Annotated in this window: 22 protein-coding genes; 15 read left to right on the top strand and 7 right to left on the bottom strand. The window is 66.3% G+C overall.

The features are described from left to right. The first annotated feature begins 43 nt into the window (after nt 1–43). Genes G7044_RS08885 through G7044_RS08875 form a run of 3 tightly spaced genes read left to right on the top strand, consistent with a single transcriptional unit; the run spans nt 44 to nt 2,735 of the window. A complete protein-coding gene (locus G7044_RS08885; RefSeq protein WP_166328063.1) occupies nt 44–1,084 on the top strand; it encodes an ABC transporter ATP-binding protein in 1,041 nt (346 codons plus the stop codon). Further along, entirely contained in the window at nt 1,081–1,935 is an 855-nt protein-coding gene (locus G7044_RS08880; RefSeq protein ID WP_166328062.1) for an ABC transporter permease, read from the top strand. Before G7044_RS08885 ends, G7044_RS08880 begins: the two co-directional genes overlap by 4 nt. Beyond that, nucleotides 1,935–2,735 carry an ABC transporter permease gene (locus G7044_RS08875; RefSeq protein WP_166328061.1) on the top strand — a complete coding sequence of 267 codons (801 nt, stop codon included), beginning with the start codon at nt 1,935–1,937 and terminating at the stop codon, nt 2,733–2,735. Before G7044_RS08880 ends, G7044_RS08875 begins: the two co-directional genes overlap by 1 nt. A 24-nt stretch (nt 2,736–2,759) precedes the next feature. On the opposite strand, the gene G7044_RS08870 is transcribed toward G7044_RS08875, so the two are convergent. Then, nucleotides 2,760–3,134: a hypothetical protein gene (locus G7044_RS08870; protein ID WP_166328060.1), complete on the bottom strand. Its 375-nt coding sequence runs from the start codon at nt 3,132–3,134 to the stop codon at nt 2,760–2,762. A gap of 147 nt (nt 3,135–3,281) precedes the next feature. On the opposite strand from G7044_RS08870, the gene cobA reads away from it, so the two are divergent. From cobA to G7044_RS08810, 12 genes are all read left to right on the top strand, one after another. Then, the gene (cobA, locus tag G7044_RS08865) at nt 3,282–4,115 is read left to right on the top strand and encodes a uroporphyrinogen-III C-methyltransferase (RefSeq protein WP_166328059.1); all 834 of its coding nucleotides are present in this window, start codon (nt 3,282–3,284) and stop codon (nt 4,113–4,115) included. Continuing rightward, the gene (locus G7044_RS08860) at nt 4,108–4,419 is read left to right on the top strand and encodes a c-type cytochrome (RefSeq protein WP_166328058.1); all 312 of its coding nucleotides are present in this window, start codon (nt 4,108–4,110) and stop codon (nt 4,417–4,419) included. The genes cobA and G7044_RS08860 overlap by 8 nt, the downstream gene beginning before the upstream one ends. Beyond that, on the top strand, nt 4,416–5,576 hold the full coding sequence (locus G7044_RS08855) for a cytochrome D1 domain-containing protein (RefSeq protein WP_166328057.1): 1,161 nt from the start codon (nt 4,416–4,418) through the stop codon (nt 5,574–5,576). The genes G7044_RS08860 and G7044_RS08855 overlap by 4 nt, the downstream gene beginning before the upstream one ends. A 2-nt stretch (nt 5,577–5,578) precedes the next feature. Then, the gene (ahbB, locus tag G7044_RS08850) at nt 5,579–6,550 is read left to right on the top strand and encodes a siroheme decarboxylase subunit beta (RefSeq protein ID WP_166328056.1); all 972 of its coding nucleotides are present in this window, start codon (nt 5,579–5,581) and stop codon (nt 6,548–6,550) included. Next, nucleotides 6,547–7,026, top strand: a complete 480-nt coding sequence (locus G7044_RS08845; RefSeq protein ID WP_166328055.1) for an Lrp/AsnC family transcriptional regulator — start codon at nt 6,547–6,549, stop codon at nt 7,024–7,026. The genes ahbB (G7044_RS08850) and G7044_RS08845 overlap by 4 nt, the downstream gene beginning before the upstream one ends. After that, the gene (ahbB, locus tag G7044_RS08840; RefSeq protein WP_166328054.1) at nt 7,023–7,505 is read left to right on the top strand and encodes a siroheme decarboxylase subunit beta; all 483 of its coding nucleotides are present in this window, start codon (nt 7,023–7,025) and stop codon (nt 7,503–7,505) included. Before G7044_RS08845 ends, ahbB (G7044_RS08840) begins: the two co-directional genes overlap by 4 nt. A 14-nt stretch (nt 7,506–7,519) precedes the next feature. Then, entirely contained in the window at nt 7,520–8,737 is a 1,218-nt protein-coding gene (nirJ, locus tag G7044_RS08835; RefSeq protein ID WP_166328053.1) for a heme d1 biosynthesis radical SAM protein NirJ, read from the top strand. Continuing rightward, complete coding sequence (locus G7044_RS08830) at nt 8,712–10,253, top strand: nitrite reductase (protein WP_166328052.1); 1,542 nt, start codon at nt 8,712–8,714, stop codon at nt 10,251–10,253. Before nirJ ends, G7044_RS08830 begins: the two co-directional genes overlap by 26 nt. Before the next feature lie 213 nt (nt 10,254–10,466). Continuing rightward, nucleotides 10,467–11,759, top strand: a complete 1,293-nt coding sequence (locus G7044_RS08825; RefSeq protein ID WP_166328051.1) for an SAM-dependent methyltransferase — start codon at nt 10,467–10,469, stop codon at nt 11,757–11,759. Nucleotides 11,760–11,828: 69 nt separating this feature from the next. Next, the gene (locus tag G7044_RS08820) at nt 11,829–13,436 is read left to right on the top strand and encodes an acyl-CoA dehydrogenase family protein (protein WP_166328050.1); all 1,608 of its coding nucleotides are present in this window, start codon (nt 11,829–11,831) and stop codon (nt 13,434–13,436) included. A 201-nt stretch (nt 13,437–13,637) separates the two neighbouring features. Beyond that, nucleotides 13,638–16,079, top strand: coding sequence for a beta-mannosidase (locus G7044_RS08815; RefSeq protein WP_166328049.1), 2,442 nt, complete (start codon nt 13,638–13,640; stop codon nt 16,077–16,079). 2 nt (nt 16,080–16,081) lie between these two features. Then, the gene (locus G7044_RS08810) at nt 16,082–17,098 is read left to right on the top strand and encodes a LacI family DNA-binding transcriptional regulator (protein ID WP_166328048.1); all 1,017 of its coding nucleotides are present in this window, start codon (nt 16,082–16,084) and stop codon (nt 17,096–17,098) included. Here the strand turns inward: G7044_RS08810 and G7044_RS08805 are convergent. The 6 genes from G7044_RS08805 to G7044_RS08780 form a co-directional block, all read right to left on the bottom strand. Next, nucleotides 17,095–17,922 (bottom strand): universal stress protein, encoded by an 828-nt coding sequence (locus G7044_RS08805; RefSeq protein ID WP_166328047.1) that lies wholly within the window; start codon nt 17,920–17,922, stop codon nt 17,095–17,097. The two genes, G7044_RS08810 and G7044_RS08805, sit on opposite strands and share 4 nt — an antisense overlap. Nucleotides 17,923–18,029: 107 nt before the next feature. Next, nucleotides 18,030–18,995, bottom strand: coding sequence for an ABC transporter permease subunit (locus G7044_RS08800; RefSeq protein ID WP_166328046.1), 966 nt, complete (start codon nt 18,993–18,995; stop codon nt 18,030–18,032). Continuing rightward, on the bottom strand, nt 18,992–20,557 hold the full coding sequence (locus tag G7044_RS08795) for a sugar ABC transporter ATP-binding protein (protein ID WP_207630241.1): 1,566 nt from the start codon (nt 20,555–20,557) through the stop codon (nt 18,992–18,994). Before G7044_RS08795 ends, G7044_RS08800 begins: the two co-directional genes overlap by 4 nt. 62 nt (nt 20,558–20,619) lie before the next feature. Further along, nucleotides 20,620–21,561 carry an ABC transporter substrate-binding protein gene (locus G7044_RS08790; protein ID WP_207630240.1) on the bottom strand — a complete coding sequence of 314 codons (942 nt, stop codon included), beginning with the start codon at nt 21,559–21,561 and terminating at the stop codon, nt 20,620–20,622. A 156-nt stretch (nt 21,562–21,717) separates the two neighbouring features. Then, nucleotides 21,718–23,415, bottom strand: a complete 1,698-nt coding sequence (locus G7044_RS08785; RefSeq protein WP_166328045.1) for a dihydroxyacetone kinase family protein — start codon at nt 23,413–23,415, stop codon at nt 21,718–21,720. Next, entirely contained in the window at nt 23,412–24,791 is a 1,380-nt protein-coding gene (locus G7044_RS08780; RefSeq protein WP_166328044.1) for an FGGY family carbohydrate kinase, read from the bottom strand. Before G7044_RS08780 ends, G7044_RS08785 begins: the two co-directional genes overlap by 4 nt. Nucleotides 24,792–24,808 lie beyond the last annotated feature (17 nt).

Here is a 24,808-nt window from a genome sequence, read left to right as displayed (position 1 = left end):
CGGTCGCTGCGGCGCGCGCTTCTTATTTCGGAGAATTGCCCGGATGACCGAACTGCGCATCGACGGCCTGACCAAGAATTTCGGCAGCTTCAAGGCGCTCGACAACGTGTCGCTGGACATTCCCAGCGGCAAGTTCGTCTGCCTGCTGGGCCCTTCGGGCTGCGGCAAGACCACGCTCTTGCGGCTGATCGCGGGGTTGGAGGAACCCAGCGCCGGCCGCGTGCTGGTCGGCGGTCAGGATCAGACCCGCGTGCCCACCCACAAGCGCGGAATGGGCATGGTCTTTCAGTCGCTGGCGCTGTTCCCGCATTTGGATGTGGCCGAAAACATCGCCTATCCGCTGGCCATTCGCGGCGGTGACAAGGCGACCCGTGCCGCCCGCGCGGCGGAATTGCTGGATCTGGTGCGCCTGCCCGGCATGGGCGCGCGCCGCATCCATCAGCTTTCGGGCGGTCAGCGCCAGCGCGTTGCAATCGCGCGCGGCCTGTCGATCAACCCCAAGGTCTTCCTACTGGACGAACCGCTGTCAGCACTGGATGCCAGCCTGCGCGAACATATGCAGATCGAGCTGCGCCAGATCCAGCAAAGCCTGGGCGTCACCACCATCGTCGTGACCCATGACCAGCAAGAGGCGCTGACCATGGCCGATCTGGTCATCGTGATGAAGGACGGCGTGATCCAGCAGGCCGGCGCCCCGATGGAGGTTTATCACAACCCCGCCAACGCCTTCGTCGCCGGTTTCATCGGCACCACCAACCTGATGCCCTGCACCGTCGCAGATGGCGCGATTCAGGTGCTGGGCCAGCGGATCCCGGTGACCGAGGGCGACCGGATCGGTGTGGCATCCGGCCCGGCCCACCTGTCGGTCCGCCCCGAACATGTCATCCTGACTTCAGAGGCAGAGGGCATCCCCGCCGAAGTCAATTTTGTCCGCGATCTGGGCGAAAGCCGCCACGTGCTGATGCTGGTGGACGGCCACGAAATCACCGCGCAGATGCCGCCCGGCACGGGCGCGGCGGCGCTGCGTCCCGGCGACCGCGTCGGGCTGTCCTTCCGCCCCGGCCAACGCGTGGTGGTGGCATGAGCGGCGCGCCCTCGCATACTGTCGCGCCGCGCTGGCTGGGCCTGTGGCCGGCGGTGATGCTGACGCTGTTCTTCCTCGCCCCATTCGGGATCATGCTGGCGGTTTCGGTCGCGAAACGCGACGCCAGCGGGTTTTACGAATGGGGCTTCGATCCGGGCAGCTATGCGCGCTTCATGTCGGCATTCTTCGCCAAGGTGATGGCGGTGTCACTGTCGGTGTCGCTGGCGGCGGCGGCGATCTGCGTGGCGCTGGCTTTCCCTTTCACCGTCTTCCTCGCCTCGCTGGGGCATAGGATGCAGACGCTGGTTCTGGTCGTGCTGCTGTCGGTGCTGGCCCTGTCCGAGGTCATCATCGGTTTTTCGCTGTCGACGTTGCTGTCGCAGACGGCGGGGATTGGCAACCTGTTCCACTGGCTGGGCCTGATCGACGCGCCGCGCGCCTATACCCCGTCGCTTTTCGCGCTGATCACCGGGTTGTGCTATATCGGTTTTCCCTTCGCGGTACTGGTGCTGTACCCGCCGGTCTCGCGCCTTGACCCCGAAATCGTCGAGGCCGCCCGCGTCATGGGTGCATCCGGGCCAAGCGCCTTTTTCGGGGTGATCGTGCCGAACCTGCGGGGGGCGATCATGGGGGCCTTCATTCTGGTCTTCGTCTTCACGCTGGGGTCCTATCTGCTGCCGCAGCTTTTGGGCCGGTCCGAACATTGGACGCTGTCGGTCCACATCACCGACCAGGCCGTCTATCAGTCGAACCTGCCCTTTGCCGCCGCCATGTCGGTCTTCCTGATGCTGGTGGCGCTGGCGCTGGTGGGGCTTGCCTCGCTTGCCGGGCGCGACAAGGGGGCCGCGTAATGAGCAAGACGCTGAAAATCACCTATATCTTCGCCATCCTCGCGCTGCTTCTGGCGCCGCTGGTGGTGGTCGCGGCGGTGTCACTGAATGGCCCGCAATCGCTGCGCTTTCCGCCCAGCGACCTGTCGCTGCGCTGGTATGCCGAGCTGTTCGCGCAAAGCGAGTGGCTGGTGCCGCTGCGCCATTCGCTGGTGATCGCGCTGCTGGCGGCGGCGGTGGCGGTGCTGATCGCGCTGCCGCTGGCGCTGTATGCCTGGGGGCGGCAGGGATTGGCGGCGCGGCTGCTGACGGGGATGGGGCTTGCGCCCTTCGCGCTGCCGCCGGTGATCTCGGCACTTGGGTTCATGATCTTCTGGATGACCTTCGGCGGTTACGGGCAGATCTGGGCCACCATCATCTCGCACGGGATCTTTCTGGTGACGCTGCCGTTGGTGACGATCTCGCTGGGGCTGCGCGGGATCGACCATGCGCTGATCGAATCGGCGCGGGTGATGGGGGCGAACCGCTGGGTGGTGTTTCGCAGCGTGATCCTGCCGCTGCTGCTGCCCTATATCGTCTCGGGCTATGCCTTCGCCTTCGTGCTGAGCCTGAACGAATACATCATCGCCTATATGGTTGCGGGTTTCACGGTCGAGACCTTGCCGGTCAAGATCTTCAACGCGCTGCGCTATGGCTATACGCCGATTCTGGCGGTGGTCTCGGTCATATTCGTGGCGATGTCGGCGCTGATCTTCGGGCTGATCGGCCGGTTCGGAAACCTGCCGCGCCTGATGGGGGCAGAGCGCAGCCAGCGCGACTGAACCGCGCCGCGCCCGGATCGCGCGTTAGTCAGCTTCGTTCAGATCAAGGCCGCCATCCAGCAGGATCCGGGATCTTGCCGGGCGCGCAGGCTGTTGCGACGGTGGCCGAAAAGCACCGGCCCGGTCCGACGCGAATACTCCGGTCAGCACGGCTGGATCGGCGGCATATGGGGCTGCTTGGGCCGTGTGATGCCGCGCATAAGCAATGTTCAGCATGGAAGGTGCCGCCTCGTAAGGCTGAACAGTCGGCGCCTGCGGTGTGGATCGTGCTGATGCTGTGGGATTTCCTCGAACCTGTTGACCAAACTCAAAGCGGTGATGCCGAAATTCGCGCATGAACGGGCAGAGATGATCCAGCAAGACAGGATTGCCCGATGAGTGATCGGTCACCACACGCAAGATCCGGCCCCGAAGCCTCGCCCCCGCCCACAAGTACCGCCCCGTCTGACGGCGACGTTGTCGCCTGCCGGTTCTGGTGATCCGGGGCGCGCAATCCGTGCGGGGCCTGCGGTTCCCCGTCCGGCAGCATTCAGCAGGGAGTCGGGGATGAAGAACATGCAGCAGGCGACGCATTCGAGGCCGGGCAGCGCTGGCAGTCGCACAACCGGCCATGTCCACCTGATCGGCGCCGGGCCGGGCGATCCTGAGTTGCTGACCCTGCGCGCCCTGCGGTTGATCCAATCGGCCGACGTGGTGGTCCATGATCGGCTGGTCTCGGACGAGATCCTTGCCTGCATCCCCGCCCATACCCGCCGCATCGCGGTCGGCAAGGCTGCGGGCTTTCACCCCGTGCCGCAGGATCGCATCAACGCGATTCTGGTCGAACTGGGCCAAGCGGGTCTGACCGTTGCCCGGCTGAAAGGCGGCGATCCCACCATCTTCGGGCGCGGCGGCGAGGAATACGAGGCGCTGAACGCCGCCGGCATCCCCTGCGATTATGTCCCCGGCATCACTGCCGCGCAGGGGGCTGCGGCCTCTCTGCGCCTGCCGCTGACCCATCGCGGGCTGGCGACGGGACTGCGCTTTGTCACCGGGCACCGGGCGCGGGACGCGGCGCTTGATCTTGACTGGGCATCGTTGGCCGATCCGCAGACTACGCTGGCCGTCTATATGGGCGCCGCCAATATGGAGGAGATCGCCCGCCGGCTGATCGCCCACGGTATGCCCTCCGATCTGCCGGTGCTGGCGGTGTCGCAGGCATCGACCCCGCGCGAGCGTCGGCTGCGCGGCGATCTTCGCGGCATTGCCGGGGCATTCCGGGACAATCCGATGCCCGCGCCCGTGCTGTTCCTGATCGGCCATGTCGCCGCCCTGGCCGAAGATGCGGCCCTGCCGATCCCGACCATGCCGCCGACCGAAAAGCTGGTCTCTCATGGCTAGGCTGGTGGCAATCCTGCTGGCGCTGACACTGCCCGCCCAGGTGGGCGCGGTGCCGCCCCAACGGGCCGAAGAACTGCGCCACATGGTCCGGCAGGATTGCGGGTCGTGCCACGGGTTGCACCTGACCGGGGGCCTCGGCAGCCCGATCACGCCGACGGCGCTGGCGGGGCGCGACCCGGATGACTTGACTGCGCTCATCCTCGACGGTTTGCCCGGCAGTGCCATGCCCGGCTGGCGTCCATTGCTGAACGAGGACGAGGCGCGCTGGATCGCCGACTATCTGCTGCAAAAGGAAAAGCCATGAAGCTCAACAGTCTGGCCGCGATATGTGCAGCGCTCACGCTGGCCTTGCCGGCCTGGGCAGACGAATTGCGCGGCACCGGCGATCTGGGCCTTGTGGTGGAACGAGAGGCGGGATCGCTGCTTGTGGTCGACCGCAGCGAACGCGCCGCCATCGGCCGGATCGAGGGGCTGGGCGACCTGTCCCATGCCAGTCTGGTCTATTCCCCCGACGAACGTTTCGCCTTTGTCTTCGGTCGCGATGGGGGGCTGACGAAGGTGGATCTTCTCACCCGAACGGTGGTCAAGCGGGTGGTACAGGGGGGCAATTCCATCGGCGGCGCGATTTCGGACGACGGCAGGCTGGTCGCGGTGTCGAATTACGAACCCGGCGGGGTCAAGGTCTTTGACACGGCCACGCTGGAGCTGGTCGCCGACATCCCCATGGGCTCGAAGACCGTGGGCATTGCCGATGTGCCCGGCAGCCGCTTTGCCGTCGCCACCTGGGACACGGGCCAGGTCTGGATGCTGGACCATTCGGCCGACCCGGCGAATCCTGTGATCACAAAGCTGGAGGGCATCGGCGCCAACCCTTACGACGCGCTGCTGACCGGCGACGGGCGGACCTATATCGTCGGGTTGTTCGGCGAAAAGGGGCTTACCGCCATCGACCTGTGGCGGGATCCGCCCGAGGTTACCCGTTTCCTGCCCGATTACGGCAAGGATCAGCCCGACCTGCCGGTTTACAAGATGCCACATCTGCAGGGCTGGACGCTGGCCGATGGCGTCTTTGCGCTGCCTGCTGTCGGGCTGCATCAGCTTTTGTGGGTCGATGCCGCGAGCCTGTCCGAAATCGCCCGCACCGATCTGGCCGGCCAGCCCGTCTTTGCCGTTGCCCGTCCTGACCGGCGCGAGGTCTGGGTGAATTTCGCCCCCCCCGACAACGACAAATTGCAAGTCGTCGATGTGCTGACCCATCAGGTCACGGACACGCTGACCCCCGGCAAAGGCGTGCTGCATATGGAGTTCTCACCGCGCGGACGTGAGGTCTGGCTGTCCGTCCGCGACGAAAACCGGGTCGAGATCCGCGACGCACGCAGCCGCGAAGTGCTGGCAGAGATCCCGGCCAAGGCGCCGTCTGGCATCTTCTTCACCGACCGCGCCCATCGGACGGGGTTGTGAGAATGGATGATCTGGATCTGCGCCTGCTTGATGAGTTCCAGCGCGATCTGCCGCTGGTCTCTCGTCCCTTTGCCGCCATGGCCGACCGGCTTGGCATCACCGAACCCGACGTAATCGCCCGCCTGCGCCGCTTGCAGCACACCGGCCGGATCGCGCGGGTGGGGGCGACCTGCAGGCCAAATACGGCGGGGGCCTCGACACTGGCGGCGCTGCAGGTGCCGCCGCACAGGATCGAGGAAGTGGCCGCAGTGGTCAGCGCCGAGCCGGGCGTAAACCATTCCTATCTGCGCGAGGGTGATTGGAACCTGTGGTTTGTGGCCACTGCCCCTGATGCCGAGCGGTTGAACGCAAGCCTTGGCCGGATCGAGGATACATCTGGTCTGCCGGTCCTGTCGTTGCCTCTGGTGCGGGCCTTCAACATCGATCTCGGCTTTCCATTGCAGGGGCCGCGGCAAAGCATGGGCCTCGACCGCCCGGCCGATCTGGCGGCGATGGAGCCGGGCGATGCAGCGCTGATGCAGGCGCTGTCTTTGGGTCTGGCGCTGGATACCCATCCTTTCGCGGTGCTTGCCCGCAGCCTGAACCGGACCGAGGCCGAGGTTCTGTCCCGCATCGCCGCTTTGGCGAATGCCCGGCTGCTGACCCGTGTCGGCGTCATCGTGAAGCACCGGGCCTTGGGGTGGCGCGAAAACGCCATGGTGGTCTGGCAGCTGCCGGACGCGGCCATCCCCGCAGCTGGCGCAGCGCTGGCGGCGGTTCCGGGCGTCACCTTATGCTATCAGCGCCGCCGGGTGCCGGGGGTTTGGGATTGGCCGCTGTTCTGCATGATCCATGCCCGCTCCCGTCCCGAAGCGATGGCGGTGCTGGATCAGGCCCGCGCGCTGCCGGAACTGGTGGGCGCCCCCCATCGCATCCTGTTTTCCACCCGCTGCTTCCGCCAACGCGGAGCGACGATCGCCGAGGCCGCCGCATGAGTCGCCTGCGTCAGACATTGCCTGAAAACGCGCTGGATGCCACTGACCGCGCCATCCTGAATGCCTTGCAGGAGGGCTTTCCGCTGACCCCGCAGCCATTCGAGGATGCGGGGGCAGCGCTTGGCCTTGATGGGGCAGAACTGATCGCCCGGCTGACTCGGCTGCGCGACATCGGTGCAATCACCCGCTTTGGTCCCTTCTTCGACGCGGCGGCGATGGGCGGGGCGTTCTGCCTTTGCGCGCTGTCCGCCCCCGAGGAGGATTTTGACCGCATCGCCGGGCTGGTCAACGTGCACCCCGAGGTCGCCCATAACTATGCCCGCGACCACGCGCTGAACATGTGGTTTGTGCTGGCCACGCCGACGCCCGAAGGCATCGCCGAGACCGCCACCCGGATCGAGGCCGAGACCGGCCTGACCGTCTGGCAATTCCCCAAACTTCAGGAATTCTTCATCGGCTTCCGGGTGATGGCATGAGCAAACTTGACCCCATCGACCGCAGCCTCATCAAGGCGACGCAGGCCGGATTGCCATTGACCGCGCGCCCCTATGCGCAGATCGCCACATGGCTGATGCTAAGCGAGGACGAGGTGATCGCCCGCCTTGCGGCGCTTCAGGACCGCGGCATCATCCGCCGTATTGCGGTCGCGCCGAACCACTATGCGCTGGGCATGACCGCCAACGGGATGAGCGTGTGGGACGTCCATGACGACCACGCTGCGGCCCTTGGCGCGCAGGTCGGGCAATTGGATTTCGTCACCCATTGCTATCTGCGTCCGCGCGCGCCGGTCTGGCGCTATAACCTGTTCGCCATGCTGCACGGTGCCAGCCGCGCCGAGGTCGAGGAAAAGCGCGCCCAGGTGCGCACCATTCTGGGCGATGCGCTGCGCGCCGATGATGTCCTTTATTCCACCCGGATCCTGAAAAAGACCGGCCTGCGCCTGCAGGACGGCTGATAAAGGAGGCCCCGATGTTCCGTCTGACCCAATACATGCAGCAGATCCTGAACCCGACCCCGCCGCGCCGCCGCAGCGGTCCGGTCAAGCCGGTGGTGATCTGGAACCTGACCCGCAGCTGCAACCTGAAATGCCGCCATTGCTATACCGTGTCGGCCGACCGTCCCTTTCCGGGCGAACTGACCCACGAACAGGCCATGGGCGTGCTGCACGATCTGTCCGATTTCCGCATCCCCGCGCTGATCCTGTCGGGGGGCGAGCCGATGTCGCGCTTCGACTTCTGGGAACTGGCCGAGGAGGCGCGTCGGCTGAATTTCCGCCACTTGTCGCTGTCGACCAACGGCACGAAGATCAATGCCGGCAATGTCGACCGGCTGGCCGATCTGGGTTTTGACTATGTGGGCATCTCGCTGGACGGGATCGGTGCGGTGAATGACTGGTTCCGTGGCGTCGAAGGGGCCTATGCTCAGGCGTTGGAAGGCGTACGGGCCTGCAAGGCGCGCGGCGTCAAGGTGGGCCTGCGCTTCACCATCACCGACGGCAATGCCCATCACCTGCCGGCGATGCTGGACCTGTGCAGGGATGAGGGCGTCGACAAGTTCTATCTGTCGCACCTTGTCTATGCGGGGCGCGGCGACAAGCACCGGGGCGAGGATGCCGATCACGGCCACACCCGCCGCGCCATGGATCTGCTGATGGATCGCGCCTGGGCCGCCGTGAAAGCGGGCGAGGCCTTCGAGGTCGTCACCGGCAATAACGATGCCGATGCGGTTTATTTCCTGCGTTGGGCCGAGGCGCGGTTTGATGCGGCAACCGTCGCCCACCTGCGCAGCCATCTGGAGGCATGGGGCGGCAATTCCTCGGGGCTCGGCGTCGGCAATATCGACCCGCAGGGCAAGGTCCACCCGGATACGTACTGGTCCGACTATACCGCTGGATCTGTCAAGGAACGGCCATTCTCGGAAATCTGGACCGGGGACGACCCGATCCTGGCCACGCTGCGCACGCGGCCGCGCCCGCTGAAGGGGCGTTGCGGGGCCTGCGCTTATCAGGCGGTCTGCGGCGGCAATACCCGCATCCGCGCGCTGCAACTGACCGGCGACCCCTGGGCCGAGGATCCCGCCTGTTATCTGAACGCGGCCGAGATCGGCGTCACCGGTGCCGATCTGAACCGCGTCTCTGTCACTCCGTTCAAGGGCAAAAGCCATGATCCGGCGCATCGTTTCCTTTAGCCTTATTGCCGCATTCCCGCTGATGGCGCAGGCCGATGCCGCCGCCGATTACGCTGACAACTGCGCCTCCTGCCACGCCGAGGACCGGCTGGGCGGCACCGGACCGGCGCTGATCCCGGAAACGCTGGGGCGGCTGAAGGGGATCGACGCGATCATTGCGGATGGCCGGCCCGCGACCCAGATGGCGGGCTTTGCCGATCAGCTTTCGGGCGCGCAGATCGCGACGCTGGTGGATTATCTCAAGACGCCGCTTTCGCAGGTCCCGGATTGGACGGCAGCGCAGATGGCCGAAAGCCGGCAGATGAACCCCGATTACAAGCCGGCAGACGCGCCGGTCTTTGCGGGCGATCCGATGAACATCACGCTGGTCGTGGAAACCGGCGACCATCACGTCAGCGTATTGGACGGCGACAGCTTCGCGGTTCTCGACCGCTTCGCCACCCCCTTTGCCGTCCACGGCGGACCGAAATTCAGCCCCGACGGGCGTTTTGTCTTCATCATGTCGCGCGATGGCTGGGTGCAGAAATACGACATCTGGTCCTTGCAAGAGGTCGGCCGCATCCGCGCCGGGTTGAACAGCCGCAACATTGCCATGAGCCATGACGGCAGATGGCTGGCCGTCGCCAATTACCTGCCCGCCAGCCTGACCGTGCTGTCCACCGCCGACCTGTCGGTGGCAAAGGAAATCCCCGTCACTGCAAGGAATGGCACGGAAAGCCGCGTCTCGGCGGTCTATCAGGCGCCCCCGCGCAAATCCTTCGTGCTGGCGCTGAAGGACGCGCCCGAGATCTGGGAAATCGCCACCGACCCGGATGCCGGGCCATTCCATGACGGCTTCGTCCACAGCTATGAAAAGGACATGGAGGAATCGCTGGGCGCCGAAAAGGGCCTGTTCGCCCGCCGCCGCATCCAGATCGAGGAGCCGCTGGACGATTTCTTTTTCACCCCCGATTACCGCCATCTGATCGGCACCAATCGCGAAGGCGACAAGGGCGTGGTCGTCAATCTTGACGTGGGCCGCGAGATTGCGGAACTGCCCTTGCCCGGCATGCCGCATCTGGGATCGGGGATCACCTGGGAACGGGATGGCCGCCGCGTTATGGCCACGCCGCATCTGAACGAAGGCGTGCTGTCGGTCATCGACATGGAAGACTGGTCGCTGGTCAGCCAGATCAAGACCGACGGCCCCGGATTCTTCCTGCGCAGCCATGACAGCAGCCCCTATGTCTGGGCCGATGTCTTTTTCGGTCCCCACAAGGACGAGATGCACATCATCGACAAGCAGACGCTGGAAATCGTGCAAACGCTGGCGCCTTTCCCCGGCCGGACCTTCGCCCATGCCGAATTCACTCGGGACGGCAGCCAGGTTCTGGTGTCCCTGTGGGAAGATGAGGGCGCGGTAGTCATCTATGACGCCAAGACGCTGCAGGAGGTGAAGCGTCTGCCGATGAAGAAGCCTTCGGGCAAGTATAACGTCTGGAACAAGATCACCTTCGAGGACGGCACCAGCCACTAGCGTGGCTAGCGGGCGGATATGGGGCAGGGGCGCTGCCCCTCCTGGCCTGCGGCCAGTCACCCCGGGATATTTGGGCCAGAATGAACCAAGCGGAGTTTCGCGGGTGCGCAGCGCGCGCCGGGCGCGGGACTGGACTTCGGGGGCGGGGCGTTGTGTCATGCCGGCTGGAAAAGCAGTCTGGCCCCTGCATCGGGGCCGGGATCGCGGGGCCAGATGAACACGCTTCTACGCAAATTCCTGGAAAAATACATGCGGCAGGGGCAGCTGACTGTCATTTCCGCCCAGGGCGATGAGATGCGGTTCGGCGACGGGCAGGGGCCGCCGGTGACGGTGCGCTTCAACTCTGCCCGGGCGGAACGGTCGGTGGCCGCGAACCCGGCGCTGAAGCTGGGGGAGTGTTTTATGGACGGCGAGATCGACATGGTTGAGGGCTCGATCTACGACCTCATCATGCTGAGCTATGCCAATGCCGGACGGCCGCTGATGCCGGCGGTCTGGATGAAAGCCTTCGAGAAGATGCGCATCGTCGCGCGGCGTCTGCACCAGATCAACACGCGTATTCGGGCGCGCGGCAATGTGCAGCGCCACTATGATCTTTCGGCGGACCTTTACCGGCTGTTTCTTGACCCGGATATGCAATATTCCTGCGCCTATTACCCGCGGCCCGATATCTCACTGGCGCGGGCGCAGCTGCTGAAGAAGCGCCACATCGCTGCCAAGCTGCGGCTGAAGCCGGGAATGGAGGTGCTGGATATCGGCAGCGGCTGGGGCGGGATGGGGCTGTATCTGGCGCGTGTCGCAGGGGCGTGCGTCGATGGCGTCACCCTGTCGGAGGAGCAGCTGGCCGTTTCCCGGCGGCGTGCCGAGACAGAGCGGCTGGAGGTCGATTTTCGCCTGCAGGATTACCGCGAGATCGGGCGCGACTATGACCGCATCGTCTCGGTCGGGATGTTCGAACATGTGGGCGTCAACCACTATGAAGGGTTCTTCCGCAAGACGGCATCCATGCTGCGCCCCGATGGGGTGATGCTTCTGCACAGTATCGGGCGCGTCGACCCGCCCGGCGCGACCAACCCCTTCCTGCGCCGCTATATCTTTCCCGGTGGCTATATCCCCGCCCTGTCCGAGGTGATGCAGGCGATCGAGAAATCCGGCCTGCTGGTCACCGATATCGAGGTTCTGCGCCTGCATTATGCCGAAACCCTGCGCGCCTGGCGGCAGGCCTTCATGGCGAGGCGCAGCGCGGCGAAAGCGCTGTATGATGAGACCTTCTGTCGAATGTGGGAGTTCTATCTTGCGGGTTGCGAGGCCTCGTTTCGCGAAGGTGGGATGGTAGTCTGGCAGATCCAGCTGGCGCATCGCGTCGATGCGGTGCCGATCACCCGCGACTATCTGGCCCAGGCCGAGGCGCAACTGGCCGAGGCCGAGCGTCAGCGTGGCATACCCGGGCCGGCATGGCCAGAGGACTGGCCGGGCGACTGGCTAGAGAACCCGCCGCAATCCTAGCTGCCGCCACGTCGCAGCCCCGGCCGCAGCGTTTGGCGCTATAACAATGCGGGGCAGCATTAGGGGGGAATGATGCTTGAAGGGCGGTCGGATCTGGGAACACATGACGTTGCCAACCAGCCAGAACCGCAGGGGGATCGCGACCTTTGGCAGGGCGATCCGTTGTTGCGGGGACATTTCACGAATGCGGGTGATCTGGCTGGCTACGGCGCGCTGCTGGGCAGCCAGCAGATGCGTGCGGCGGCGCGTAACGCCAATCGTCACGCGCCTGAACTGGAGCTGTTCGATGCCGGTGGCCGCCGGTTGGACGAGGTGCATTTCCACCCCGCCTATCACCGTTTCATGGAAGCCTCGGTTGCGGCGGGTTACCATTCCGTTGCCTGGGAGGGCGGCGCGGACGGCCATCTGCGCCATGCCGCCATGGTCTATCTGGCCAGCCAGGTTGAACCGGGTCACTGCTGCCCGCTGACCATGACCTATGCCGCAACCCCGGTTCTGCGCCGGGCCGAGGGCCTGGGTGATTGGGCCGCCGGCGTGTTGTCGCGGCGCTATGATCCCTCGGTACAGGCGGCGGGCGGCAAAGCCGGGCTGACGCTGGGCATGGCGATGACCGAAAAGCAGGGCGGGTCCGACGTGCGGGCCAATGCCACCCGGGCGGCGGCAGATGGGGCGGCATGGCGGCTAACCGGGCACAAGTGGTTTTGCTCGGCCCCGATGTCGGACGGGTTCCTGACGTTGGCGCAGACCGGGCAGGGGCTGACCTGCTTTCTGGTCCCGCGCTGGCTGGAGGGCGGGCGCAATGCCATCCGCATCCAGCGGCTGAAGGACAAGCTGGGAAACCGGTCCAACGCTTCGGCCGAGATCGAATATCAGGGTGCGCTGGCGCACCGGATCGGTGAGGAGGGTGACGGCATCCGCACCATCGTCAAGATGGTCCACCACACCCGGCTGGACACCGCCATTGCGCCCGCTGGCCTGATGCGCGCCGCGCTGGATCAGGCCTATCACTGGGTTCGCCATCGCTCGGCCTTTCAGCGCCGGCTGATCGACCAGCCTCTGATGCGGGCGGTGCTGGCGGATGTAACGCTGGACTGGGCGGGCAGCCTGATGCTGGGCTTGCATGTGGCGGCGCATTTCGACGGCACTTCGGCGCAGGATCGCGCCTTCGCCCGGATTGGTGTGGCGCTGGCGAAATACCTGGCCAACAAGCTGTGCCCGCTGGTCGTGACCGAGGCGATGGAGGTTCTGGGCGGCATGGGATATGTCGAGGATACGCCGCTGCCGATGCTGTACCGAGAGGCACCGCTGAACGGAATCTGGGAAGGCTCGGCCAATGTCATCTGCCTGGATGCGCTGCGCACGCTGGCAAAGGACCCGCTGGCCTCCGAGGTGCTGGAGGCAGAGCTTCTGGCCGCGCGCGGGTTACACCCCGCCTTTGATGCCGCGCTGCGCACCCATCGCGACCGATGGGCCGGCACGGTATCCGAAGCCGAGGCGCGCTGGTTTGTCGAAAGCGCGGCGCTGTTGCTGACGGCCTCTGTGCTGCTGCGCCATGCACCGCCCGCACTGGCCGAGGGCTACGCCGCCAGCCGCCTGACGCCGGGCAGGGGTCGGTTCTTCGGTGCGCTGCCGGCTGGTCAGAGCGGCGATCTGCTGGACGTGTGCTTTCCCGAGTGAAGCTGCGCCGAATCAGCCGGGGGTCAACGGCTCACTGCCGCGGACAACCCAAGACGACGGAAAAGGCCGTGAAATCCGCTGCATATGGGTGGGTGTATCGTTATATCTTCTGAATTGACTTTTTAAAGCTAAGGACGGACCTTGGCAGGTATATCGTTAAACCTCCGCTCGCCTGACGAGCCCCTGAATGGATCCCGCGTCATGGATGATCAAAGCCTCGCGACTGATGATCTGGTGCTGAATGGAAGCTGGCAGCTTTGCCGCGATGGCGGGGATCAGCCGCTGACCATCGACTTTCCCGGCGATGTGCATTCGGCGCTGCTGGCCGCCGGGCAGATCGAGGATCCCTATTGGCGCGACCGCGAGGCCAGCCTCGACTGGATCCACGAAAGCGAATGGCTGGCCGAGCGCGAGTTTGACCTGTCCGGACCGGTTGAGGGGCGTCATACGCTGGTGCTCGACGGGGTGGATTGTCATGCGGTGGTGACGCTGAACGGGGTCGAGATCGGGCGGCCGGGTAACCGGTTTCTGCGGCATGATCTGGACGTGACCGGGGCGCTGGTAGCGGGGCGGAACCGGTTGCAGATCCGCTTTCTGTCGAACTCTGCCGTGGCGGCGGAAAAGGCGGCGGCTTTCCCTTTCGCGGTGCCCTATATCTTCTGGAACAACCGGCTGGCGCACTACAATTTCCTGCGCAAGCCGCAATGCGATGCCGGTTGGGACTGGAACATCGCGCTGTCGCCGCTGGGGGTTTACGGGGGTATCCGGCTGCGCCGCAGTGACCCCCTGCGGCTGGACGATGTGATGATCCGCCAGCACCATCAGGACGGAAAGGTCCGGGTCGAGGTCGAACTGATTGCCGATGCCGCCCGGCCCGTGACTACGCAGGCAGCGATGATGATCGGCGGCCAGACCGTCACCGCCGAGGTGCAGCTTTGGCCCGGCCAAAACCGCGTCACCCTTGCCGCGCAGATCGACCAGCCGCGCCTTTGGTGGCCAGCGGGTCATGGCGCGCAAGAGATGTATGATCTGGCGGTCAGGCTTGGCGATCAGCAGCGAACCCTGCGCATCGGCCTGCGCCAGATCGAATTACTGACCGACCGCGACGAGATCGGCCACCGCTTTGCCTTCCGCATCAACGGTCGCGAGATCTTCATGCGCGGCGCGAACTGGATCCCCGCCGATGCGCTGCCCTCGCGCGCCACGCGGGACGCCGTGGCCGACCTGCTGGACAGTGCCGTTCAAGCCAATATGAACATGCTGCGCGTCTGGGGCGGCGGTGCTTACGAACCTGACTGGTTCTATGAAATGTGTTCGGAACGGGGCCTTCTGGTCTGGCAGGATTTCATGTTCGCCTGCAACCTGTATCCCGCGGCGGATCGCGCCTGGCTGGACGATGTTCGGGTTGAGGCACGCCAGCAGATCCGTCGCCTGTCCGCTCACCCCTGCCTCGCCTTGTGGTGCGGCGATAACGAGCTGGTCGGGGCGCTGGGATGGTTCGACGAAAGCAAGGCCGATCGCGACCGCTATCTGGCCATGTATGACCGGCTGAATCATGCACTGGAAGAAGCCATTCAGGACGAGGCCCCGGACGTGCCGTGGTGGCCGTCCTCGCCTTCGGTCGGGCCATTGAATTTCGGCGATGGCTGGCATGACGACGCCTCGGGCGACATGCATTTCTGGGATGTCTGGCACTCGGCCAAGGATTTTGAACATTACCGAAGCGTGCGCCCCCGCTTCTGTTCGGAATTCGGCTTTCAGTCCTTCCCCTCGGCCCGGGTGATCGACAGCTTCACCGAGGCGCGCGACCGCAATGTGTCGTCCCGCGTCATGGATGTCCATCAGCGCAATCCCGGCGGTAATGGCCGCATCGTGGAAACGCTGGCCCGCTATTTTCGCTTTCCCGACGGGTTCGAGGAGATGGGCTTTCTCAGCCAGATCGCGCAGGCCATGGCGATGAAGACCGCAATCGAGTTCTGGCGCGTGAACAAGCCCCGCTGCATGGGGGTGCTGTATTGGCAGCTGAACGACACCTGGCCGGTCGCCAGCTGGTCGAGCCTGGAATATGGCGGCGGCTGGAAGCTGCTGCACTATCTGGCGCGGCGCTTTTATCTGCCGGTGATGCTGACTGCCCAACCCGATCCGGCGACCGGAGAGGTGGTGATCTGGGCCGTCAACGATACGCCCGCGCCGGTGCAGCTGACGGCCTCGGCCCGGGCGGCGAGGTTTGCGGGCGAAGTGGAGGAAGTCGGCAGCTGGCAGGCGACCATCCCCGAAGCCGGCGCGGTCGAGGTTGCCCGGTTGGCGCCGCTGGCTGATGACGCCTTCCTGCATATGGACTGGACGGATGGGGGTAAGCATCTGGGAGAAAACGACTATTTACCGCGGCGGCCGAAGGAATATGATCTGGGCCGCCCCCGGATCAACGCTGTCGAAGGGGTGGACGAACATGGCCGGGCGACGGTAACCCTGACCACGGACCGCCCGGCGCTGTGGGTCAGCTGGGATCATGGCGGCGACCGGGTGTGGTCGGATAACGGCGTGACGCTGCTGCCCGGACGGCCGAGGGTGCTCGTGGCTGAACGCGCGCGTGCATCGCATCTGCCGGCGACCGCGCCCCGGCTGGACTGGCTGAAAGGATGACCATGACCAAGGACAGCGACGGCCCGGTGACGCTGAAAACCATCGCCGCCGAGATGGGCGTTTCGGTCACCACGGTCGCGCGGGCGCTGAAGGACGGTCACAAGATCAGCCCCGAAATGGTGCTGAAGGTACGCGAAACCGCCGCCCGGATGGGCTATGTCCGCAACCTCGACGGGGCGCGGCTGCGGACCGGGCGCACCTTTGTCATCATGGCCTTCCTGGGCTTTCAGCCCGAGGAGGAGGTCGGCGATTCCGGTGCAGTCGGGCTGCTGAACGGCATTCATCAGCGGCTCGTCGGGACCGAATATGCACTGCGTGCGGTGCCGGTCGGTCAGGGCGCAGCGGGGCTTGATGCGGTGCGTCAGGTCGTGCGGGCGCGGCAGGCCGATGGTATCATCCTCGACCACACGGAACTGCTGGATGCGCGTGTGAAGTATCTGCTGGAGGCCGATTTTCCCTTTGTCACCTTCGGCCGAACCGAGCTTCTGTCCGAGCATCCATGGTTCGACATCGACAATGAACAGGCCGCCCATCAGGGGACCGAGGCATTGCTGCGCGACGGGTTCCGGCGCATTGCGCTGATTGACGGTGAACCGCGCTTCACCTTCGTGCGGCAGCGGCTGCGCGGCTATGAGCAGGCGCTGCGCGATCATGGCATCGCACCCGACCCGGCACTCCGCCATCTGGGCGAACTGGCCCCTGATACCGCCCGCCGCGCGGCCGGCCCGCTGCTGGACGCGGGCGCGGATGCCTTTCTATGCGCGAATGAACTGGCACTACTGGGTGCGCAAGCCGGCACGCGCGACCGGCTGGGCGCAAAGGCGGGCGCGGTCGGTTTCGCCCAAAGGTCCGGTACGCGCCTTGGTGATTATATCGCCGCCCCTGTCCATTCGGCGCATTTTTCGCGTCGCATGGCGGGCGCGCGTCTGGCCGATCTGCTGCTGCGCCGGATCGAGGGCGCGGCCCCGGCGGAGTGTCAGGAGCTCGCCCAGACAACGCTGATCTCTACCGGCGGCTAGTGCGACATCAGCAGGGGCAGGTCGGCATTTTCCAGAATGTCGCGGGTGACGCCGCCCAGCAGGTCTTCTGAAAACTTGCTGTGCTCGTATGCGCCCATGACCAAGATGCCCGCACCCAGATCGGTGCAGGTGTCCAGAATGGTGCGCCCGATGCCGCCGGTCGCCGCCGGGCGCTGTTCGAACGCTGCGTCGATCCCGTGCAGCTCCAGCAGCCGCAGGACATCGTCGATCTGCTCGCGATCCTTGACCGGGCCTTCGCCGATGACCAGCAGCGTTACCTTGTCCTTGGTCGCCAGAATATGCATCGCGTCCGCCAGCGCACGTGCCGAGGCGCGCTTGCCGTCCCAGGCCACCACCGCGGTTTCGTTGATCGCCGGCGCGTTATAGCTTGCCGGAACGATGATGGTCGGGCGGCCTGATCGCAGCGCGATCACGTCAGGCCGGATCGAGAAATCCTCGGACCGACCACCTTCAGCCGCACCACCCATCACCACGACGTCATGGGCGCGGGACAGTTCGACCAGCGTACGCCCGGTGCTGCTGAGTGCGACGAAATCGGCGCGCCCGGACAGCCCAGCTTCGGACACTGTGGCCTCGAAGGCGCGGCGGCGTTCGTCGACGAACTCTGTCTCCATCTGGTCGATGATGGTGTCGATGTCGCGGGTCAGGAACGCGGCAGAGCGTTTGCGCAGCGGATTCGGCGGCTGCCAGACGGCGCCGGTGATGCGGGCGTCGTATTTCTTGGCCATCAGAACCGACATGTGCAGCGCGGCCGCGCCGCCCCCGGTTCCGGTATAGCTGGTCAGGATGCTGCGGATCGCCATGCACGTTCTCCCTTGGGTTCTGACTTGCCTATTTGTCAACTGCCAGCGGGATTTACGCAAGCGGCACATGTCGCCTGCCCGTCGGAAGACGCGTGCATGGTCCAGACCTAGCGGGTGCGCAGCTTGTCGATGGCCACAGCCAGGATGATGACGCCGCCCTTGATGATGTATTGCCAGATATCCGACACACCCAGCAGGATCAGCCCGTTCGACAGCACGGCGATAATCAGCGCCCCGATCAGCGTCCCCCAGACCGAGCCGATACCGCCGACAAAGCTGGTCCCGCCCAGGATCACCGCGGCGATGGCGTCCAGCTCGTACGCCTGGCCAAGCTGCAGCCCGTTGGCGGCGTAAAGCCGTGCCGCCGACATCACCCCGCCCAGCCCCGCCAGCAGGCCCGAGACGGCATAGACGAACAGCAACACCAGCGGCACCTTGATGCCGGCTAGGGCGGCGGCTTCGGCATTGCCGCCGACGGCATAGATCCAGGTCCCCAGCACCGTGCGGCGCAGGATCACCCAGGACAGCAGGATCACCAGAAAGGCGATGACCACCAGCCAGGGCACGCCGAACAGGTTACCGTTGCCGATGACGCTGAAGGGAAGGTCAGAGTTGAAAACCGTGGAATCTCCAGCCGCCAGCCGCGCCACCCCGCGCACGGCGGTCAGCGCCCCCAGGGTGACGATGAAAGGTGGCAGCCCCAGCCAGGCGATCAGTGAACCGTTGACCAGCCCGCAGGCCGCCCCCGCCATCAGCGCCAGCGGTATCGCGGCCCAGGCAAGGCCCGGCGTGATCGTGGCAGCCACCGCCACCACCGCCGCCAGCGCCAGGATGGAACCGACGGACAGGTCAATCCCGCCGGTCAGGATGACGAAGGTCATCCCCGCCGCCAGAACGGCGTTGATCGAGGCTTGCTGCATCACGATCGACAGGTTGTTGACCGACAAAAAGCGGCCGCTGGCCAGCTCGAATCCGATGCACAGCAGCACCAGCACCGGCAGCATGCCCGACAGGCGCAGCCATGTTCGCATCGTCTCGCGCCGGGATGCGGCGGTTTGGGCGGGGGTGGTCATGCTTGTCCTCCGTTCTTGGTCTGGGCGCCGGTGCCGGCCGACAGACGCATGATCGCCTCTTGCGTGGCGGGGTTCGTGGCGGTGTTGGGGACCTCGCCCGCAATGCGGCCGTCGCGCATGACCAGGATGCGGTCGGCGGTGCCCAGAAGCTCGGTCAGTTCGCTGGAAATCATCAGCACCGCCATTCCGCTGGCGGTCAGCCGGTCGATCAGGCTGTAGATTTCCGATTTCGCGCCGATATCGACGCCGCGGGTTGGTTCGTCCAGGATCAGCACCTGCGGGGCGGTTTCCAGCAACCGGCCCAGCAGCACCTTCTGCTGGTTGCCGCCCGACAGGTTGCCGACCCGCGTGGCCGGGCCCGCGCCGCGCACGTCCAGTTCGGCGATACGTGCGCGCCCCATGTCGGTGACGGTGGCCGGCGGCAGGACGCCGCCCGGACCGCCGCGCCGATGCAGGACGCTGATGGCGGTGTTTTCGGCCACGGTCATGTCCAGGAACAGGCCGTTGCCCTTCCGGTCCTCGGTCAGATAGGCCAGTCCGGCATCCAGCGAACTGCGCGGCCGACGGTGGTCCAGTTCAGTGCCGCCCAGGCTGACGCTGCCGCCGCGTGCGGGATCCGCGCCATAGATCAGCCGCGCCACCTCGGTTCGGCCCGAGCCGACAAGGCCGGAAATCCCGACCACCTCACCTGCGAACAGGTCGAAGCTGACCGGGCCGATGCCGTCACCATCAGTCAGGTCGCGCACCTCCAGCACGGCGGCCTCGTGCGGGGCGGGGCGGTGCTGCTTCTGGTAAAATCCCGAAATCTCGCGCCCGACCATCATCGAGACGAGCCGCTCTGCATCCAGCTCCGCCCGGCTCAGACCGCCGACATAGCGGCCATCGCGCAACACGCTGACGCTGTCGGCCAGCCGGTAGACCTCCTCCATCCGGTGCGAGATATAGATGATGGCGATCCCCTCGGCGCGCAGGCCGTCGATCAGGGTGAACAGGTGTTCGCTTTCGCGCTCGCTCAGCGCGGTGGTGGGTTCGTCCATGACGATCAGGCGGGCGTCCTGCAACAGGGCGCGGGCGATCTCGACCAGCTGGCGTTGGCCAAGCGAAAGGTTCATCACCAGCGTATCCGGCCCGAAGTCGGCCCCCAGCCGCGCCAGCACCGGCGCGCATTCGCGGCGCTGCCGGGCGCGGTCGGTCATGAAGGGGCCGCGGCGGCGCTCGCGGCCCAGAAACATGTTCTCGGCCACGGTCAGGTTCGGCGATTGCGACAGTTCCTGATAGATCACCGCGATGCCGAGATCGCGGGCGTCGCGAGGGCCGGCGATCTGTGCAGGGCGGCCGTCGATCTCGATCCGGCCATCGGCATCGGCATGGATCGCCCCGGCAAGTATGCGCATCAGCGTTGACTTGCCAGCGCCGTTTTCGCCCATCAGCGCATGAACCTCGCCCGGCATCACCGTCAGCGAGACGTCCTGCAGGGCCCGGATCGGCCCGAAGGTCTTTGAGATGTTGTGCATGACCAGTCGCGGCGTCGCTGGCTGTGTCATCGCGGCCGTTGCAGTCATGGCTTTGTCCCCGAAATGCAGGTTGGGCGGGGACGGCAGTCGCCCCCGCCCGGATCATCGCCCTATTCGGTGGCCCAGGGGGTCCAGCCGGTGGCGTTGTCGCGCGTGACCAGTTCGGTTTCCAGCAGGATCTCGGTCTCGGCTGGGGCCTCGCCAGCCATCAGCTGCAGGCCCAGCTCTGCCGCCTGTTTCGACATGCCGTAAGGATCCTGCGAGGCAGAGGCGACCAGCAGCGTGCCTTCCTTCTGCAGGGCATCGACGAAATCGGGCGAGCCGTCGACGCCGCCGATGATCATCTCGGTCCGGTTGAATTGCTTGGCGGCAAGCTCGGCCCCGATGGCGGTCGGGTCATTTGCGCCGAACACCGCGTCGATTTCGGGGAAGCGGGTCAGCAGGCCCTGCATCACCTCGAACCCGCCGTCGCGGCTGGCCTTGCCGTCCTGATTGTCGGACAGCAGGTTGATGTCGGGATAGTTGGCAAGCGCCTCCTTGCAGCCGGTGACGCGGTCGATGATGGAACTGACTGGCGGGCCGTTGATGATGATGAAGTCGCCCTCGCCCCCGATCGCTTCGGCCAGATATTCGCAGGTAATGCGCCCGGCCTGGGTGTTGTCGGTCCGCACCGCCAGATCCGCGCCCGAGGCGGTGACGTCAACCGCCACCACCGTCATGCCGGCATCCTTGGCGCGCTTGGCGGCGGGGCCGACAGCCTCGCTGTCTACGGCGTTCAGCACCAGCAACGTCACGCCCGAGGCGATGAAGCTGTCGATCTGCGAGCTTTGCTTGTTCAGGTCGTAATCGGCGCTGACCACGGTCACCTCGGCATCCGGCGCCGCGGCTTTGACGGCGTCCTCGGCGCCCTTGACCAGCGGCACGAAGAACGGGTTACCAAGCGTGCCGACGGTGATGCCGACGCGTTCGGGCAGGGTCTGGGCGGTGGCCATGGTCGCGACCGAGCCGGTCAGCGCGATCACCGCCATATGCAGGGCAAGAGTATTCTTCATCGTGGATCCTCCTCCGGGGATGGGGCGGCTTTCCTGACCTCCATCAGAAGACCGCCCTGTACATTTTTGTCCGTACAATACGGACTTTATTATGGGCCGGGTACGAGTCAACCGTTTCCCTCATTCCCGGCCCGGTCATGTTGCCGCGCCCCTCTGTCAGGGTTGCGCGGGCGGTAGTGCCTTCATCCAGTAGGTGACAGCGGCCGCACCGCCATCGGGGATGCCGGTGGCGCGATCACCCAGATAGCTGGCGCGCCCGGCGCGGGGCTGCATCGCCTTAGTTGCCTCCAGCCCCTGATCTGCAGCGGCGATGGCGGCATGCCAGGCCTGTGCGACCGGTGCGCCGCCTGCGATGGCGGCGCTGAACGCCTCGGCGGCGGGGCGCAGCGCATCGACCATGGTCCGGTCGCCCGGACGCGCGCCGCCCAGATCGCTGATGGCGGTGACAGCAACGTCGAACGCGGTGGCCCAATTGGTGGGCGAAGGCGCGGACTTGCCCGACAGGCTGCGGGCCGCGCGTAACAGTGCGGTGGCGTAAAACGGGCCGGAACTGCCGCCAATGGCCTTGCGCAGAGCGGCGGCGATGGCCGTAAGTCCGGTTTCGGCGCTGGCGAATGCGCTGGCGGGCAGGGCGCGCACTGCCTCTGATCCGCGCTGCATGCTCTGGCCCAGATCGCCATCGCCCGCGAGGCTGTCGAGCCGGGTCAGTTCCGGTTCCGCTGCGATCAGGGCCTCCGTGGCGCGCAGGACGGCGGCGTGCAAGGCGGCTCCGGTCGCGTCGGCTGGCGTGTCAGCGGGGGACGGATCGGCTGCGGGCGGGGCGGGCAGGCGCAGCTGCCCAGCATTCAGAAGCCCCGCGCCGGGCCATGCGGGCGCGGTCGTCGGCGCATCCAGCCAGGTCAGAAGTTGTGCATCCAGCGGCAGCACCGACAGCGAGAATCCTGGCATATCCAGCGCGCTCAGCAGCGTACCGGACCATTGCCGCGCGACCTCCAGCCCCCGCGCGCGCAGATCGTTCAGGGCGGCGCGCTGGATGACAGAAAGCTCCATCGGCGGGGTCGCGCCAAGCCCGTTGACCAGCAGCGCCACCGGCTGCGCCGGGTCCAGCCCGCGATCCTCGGCGATGACATCCAGCACCGCGCCTACCAGCGCATCGGCGCCGGCGATCTTCGCCCGGCGCACGCCCGGCTCTCCATGGATGCCAAGGCCCATCTCGATTTCGTCAGGGCCGAGCTCAAAGCCCGGCTTGCCCACGGCGGGCAAGGTGCAGGCACCAAGCGCCACCCCCATCGAGCCGACGGCCCCCGCCACCCGGCGTGCCAGCTCTGCCACCTCGGCCAGCGGGCGGCCGTCTTCGGCGGCGGCACCGGCGACCTTGTGGACCAGCACGGTGCCCGCGATGCCACGCCGCCGGTCGGGCGGAACGGTATCTTTCAGCGCCACGTCATCGGCGACGATCACCACCTCGACCGGGATGCCTTCGGCGCGGGCCAACTCGGCCGCGAGGCCGAAATTCAGCCGGTCGCCGGTATAGTTCTTCACCACCAGCAGCGCCCCCGCCGGCCCCGCGACATGCCGGATCGCCGCCAGCACGGCATCGGTGCTGGGCGAGGTGAACACATCCCCCGCCACCGCCGCCGTCAACATGCCGCGCCCGACATAGCCGGCATGGGCCGGCTCGTGCCCGCTGCCCCCGCCCGAGATCACCGCCACGCCACGCGCGGCGCGGTCGGGCAGATCGGTGCGGACGACGACGGTTTCGTCCGCCAGCAGCGCGGTGTCCGGTGTCGCGGCCACAAAGCCTTCAAGCATTTCCGTCACCACATCGGCGGGGGCGTTGATCAGTTTCTTCATGCGGTTCCTCGGGGGCTGCGCGGGATTGTTGCGACGGCATTGTCGTGTGCCGCATGCAGGCGGTCCAGAAAAACCGGATAGGCGGCGTCATATGCGCGCTGCCATGCCGGCAGCGGCTCGATGGCGCGCAGATCGGGTTGATAGGCGAGGGGGCTTCCGGTCGCCTCGGCGGCCAGCAGGGCCGCGCCGACAAGGGCCAGTTCCGGCTCATCCGCAGTCAGGATCGTCCGACCCAGCACGCTGGCGCGCAGTTGCAACAAGCCGGATGAGCGGCTCCATCCGCCGGTCGCGTAGATGGGACCGGCGCTAGGGACCTTGCCCAGCATGGCGCGGGTGGTCATCGCCGCGGCCTCGACAACGGCGCGGATGCTGCGCGCATCAGGATGGCCGGCGATGATGGGGTGTGGTTGGCCAGGCTGGCCGGGCAGGGGGGAAGCCGCCAGAAAGTTGCGGACCTCGTTAGGGCTTCCTGCAGCGTTGAGCGCCTCGGAAAATTCCAGAACGCCGATACAGGCCAGACCCGCGCCGCCCCGGACCGGTGCGGCAAGGGCGATCAGCGGGTCTAATGGTGGCGGTGGGATGGTGGGGATTTCGGCATACAGCACGCTGGCGGTGCCGAGGCTGTCGACGCAGGCAGAGGGATCGCTGCGCAGGATCGCCGAGGCCGCAATCGCGTGATCGTGGCCCCCCGAGACCAACAGCGTGTCGGCTGTTGCCGCCCCGGCCGCGATCAGCCGCGGATTGTTCAACCGCCCGCAGACATGCCCGGCCGCGACAACCGAAGGCAAGGGCGGGGCGGCGCAGGCGCGCAGCAGATCGGCCAGCCAGCCCAGCACGAACGGGTCATAGCAGCCGGTCCGCGCCGCCAGCGTCTCGCTGATGAAAGGCGTGGCCCCCCAGGCGATCAGCGGAAAATCGGTCAGCGCGGCCCAGTATCTTGCCCGCGCCATCGTTTCGGGGTGGTGCCGGGCCAGCCAGCGCCATTTCGCCCCGGTCCGGGTCGGGTCCATGACGATCCCCGCGCGCGACGTGGCGGCATCGCTGGCGGCAACCTGGGCTGCATCCGCGCTGGCGCGGCGATCGAACCAGGGAATGGCGGCGCTCAGCGGGGTCAGGTCATCGCCCAACAGCAGCCCGTCCTCGCCAATCCCGGTTGTGCAGAAAGCACTGATGGGCATGCCGATCCCCGCCTTTCGCCAGACGTCCAGCACCAGCCGCTCGACCTCGTCGAGAAGCTGGGCGGGGTCGGTGACGATGCCGATTGCGTCGCGCGTGCGGGGCGTTGGCATGGTCGCAGTCTGCAGCAGCCTGCCCGCGCCATCCGCCAGCCCAACCTTCAGATTGGTCGAACCGATGTCGATCCCGCAGACCAGCATCCGTGCCCCCCGTTTCC

Source organism: Paracoccus xiamenensis (genome assembly GCF_011308835.1).
In the GTDB taxonomy this organism is placed as follows: Bacteria; Pseudomonadota; Alphaproteobacteria; order Rhodobacterales; family Rhodobacteraceae; genus Paracoccus; species Paracoccus xiamenensis.
Note: the sequence above shows the minus strand (reverse complement) of the source record. Positions and strands in the feature narration are given on the sequence as shown.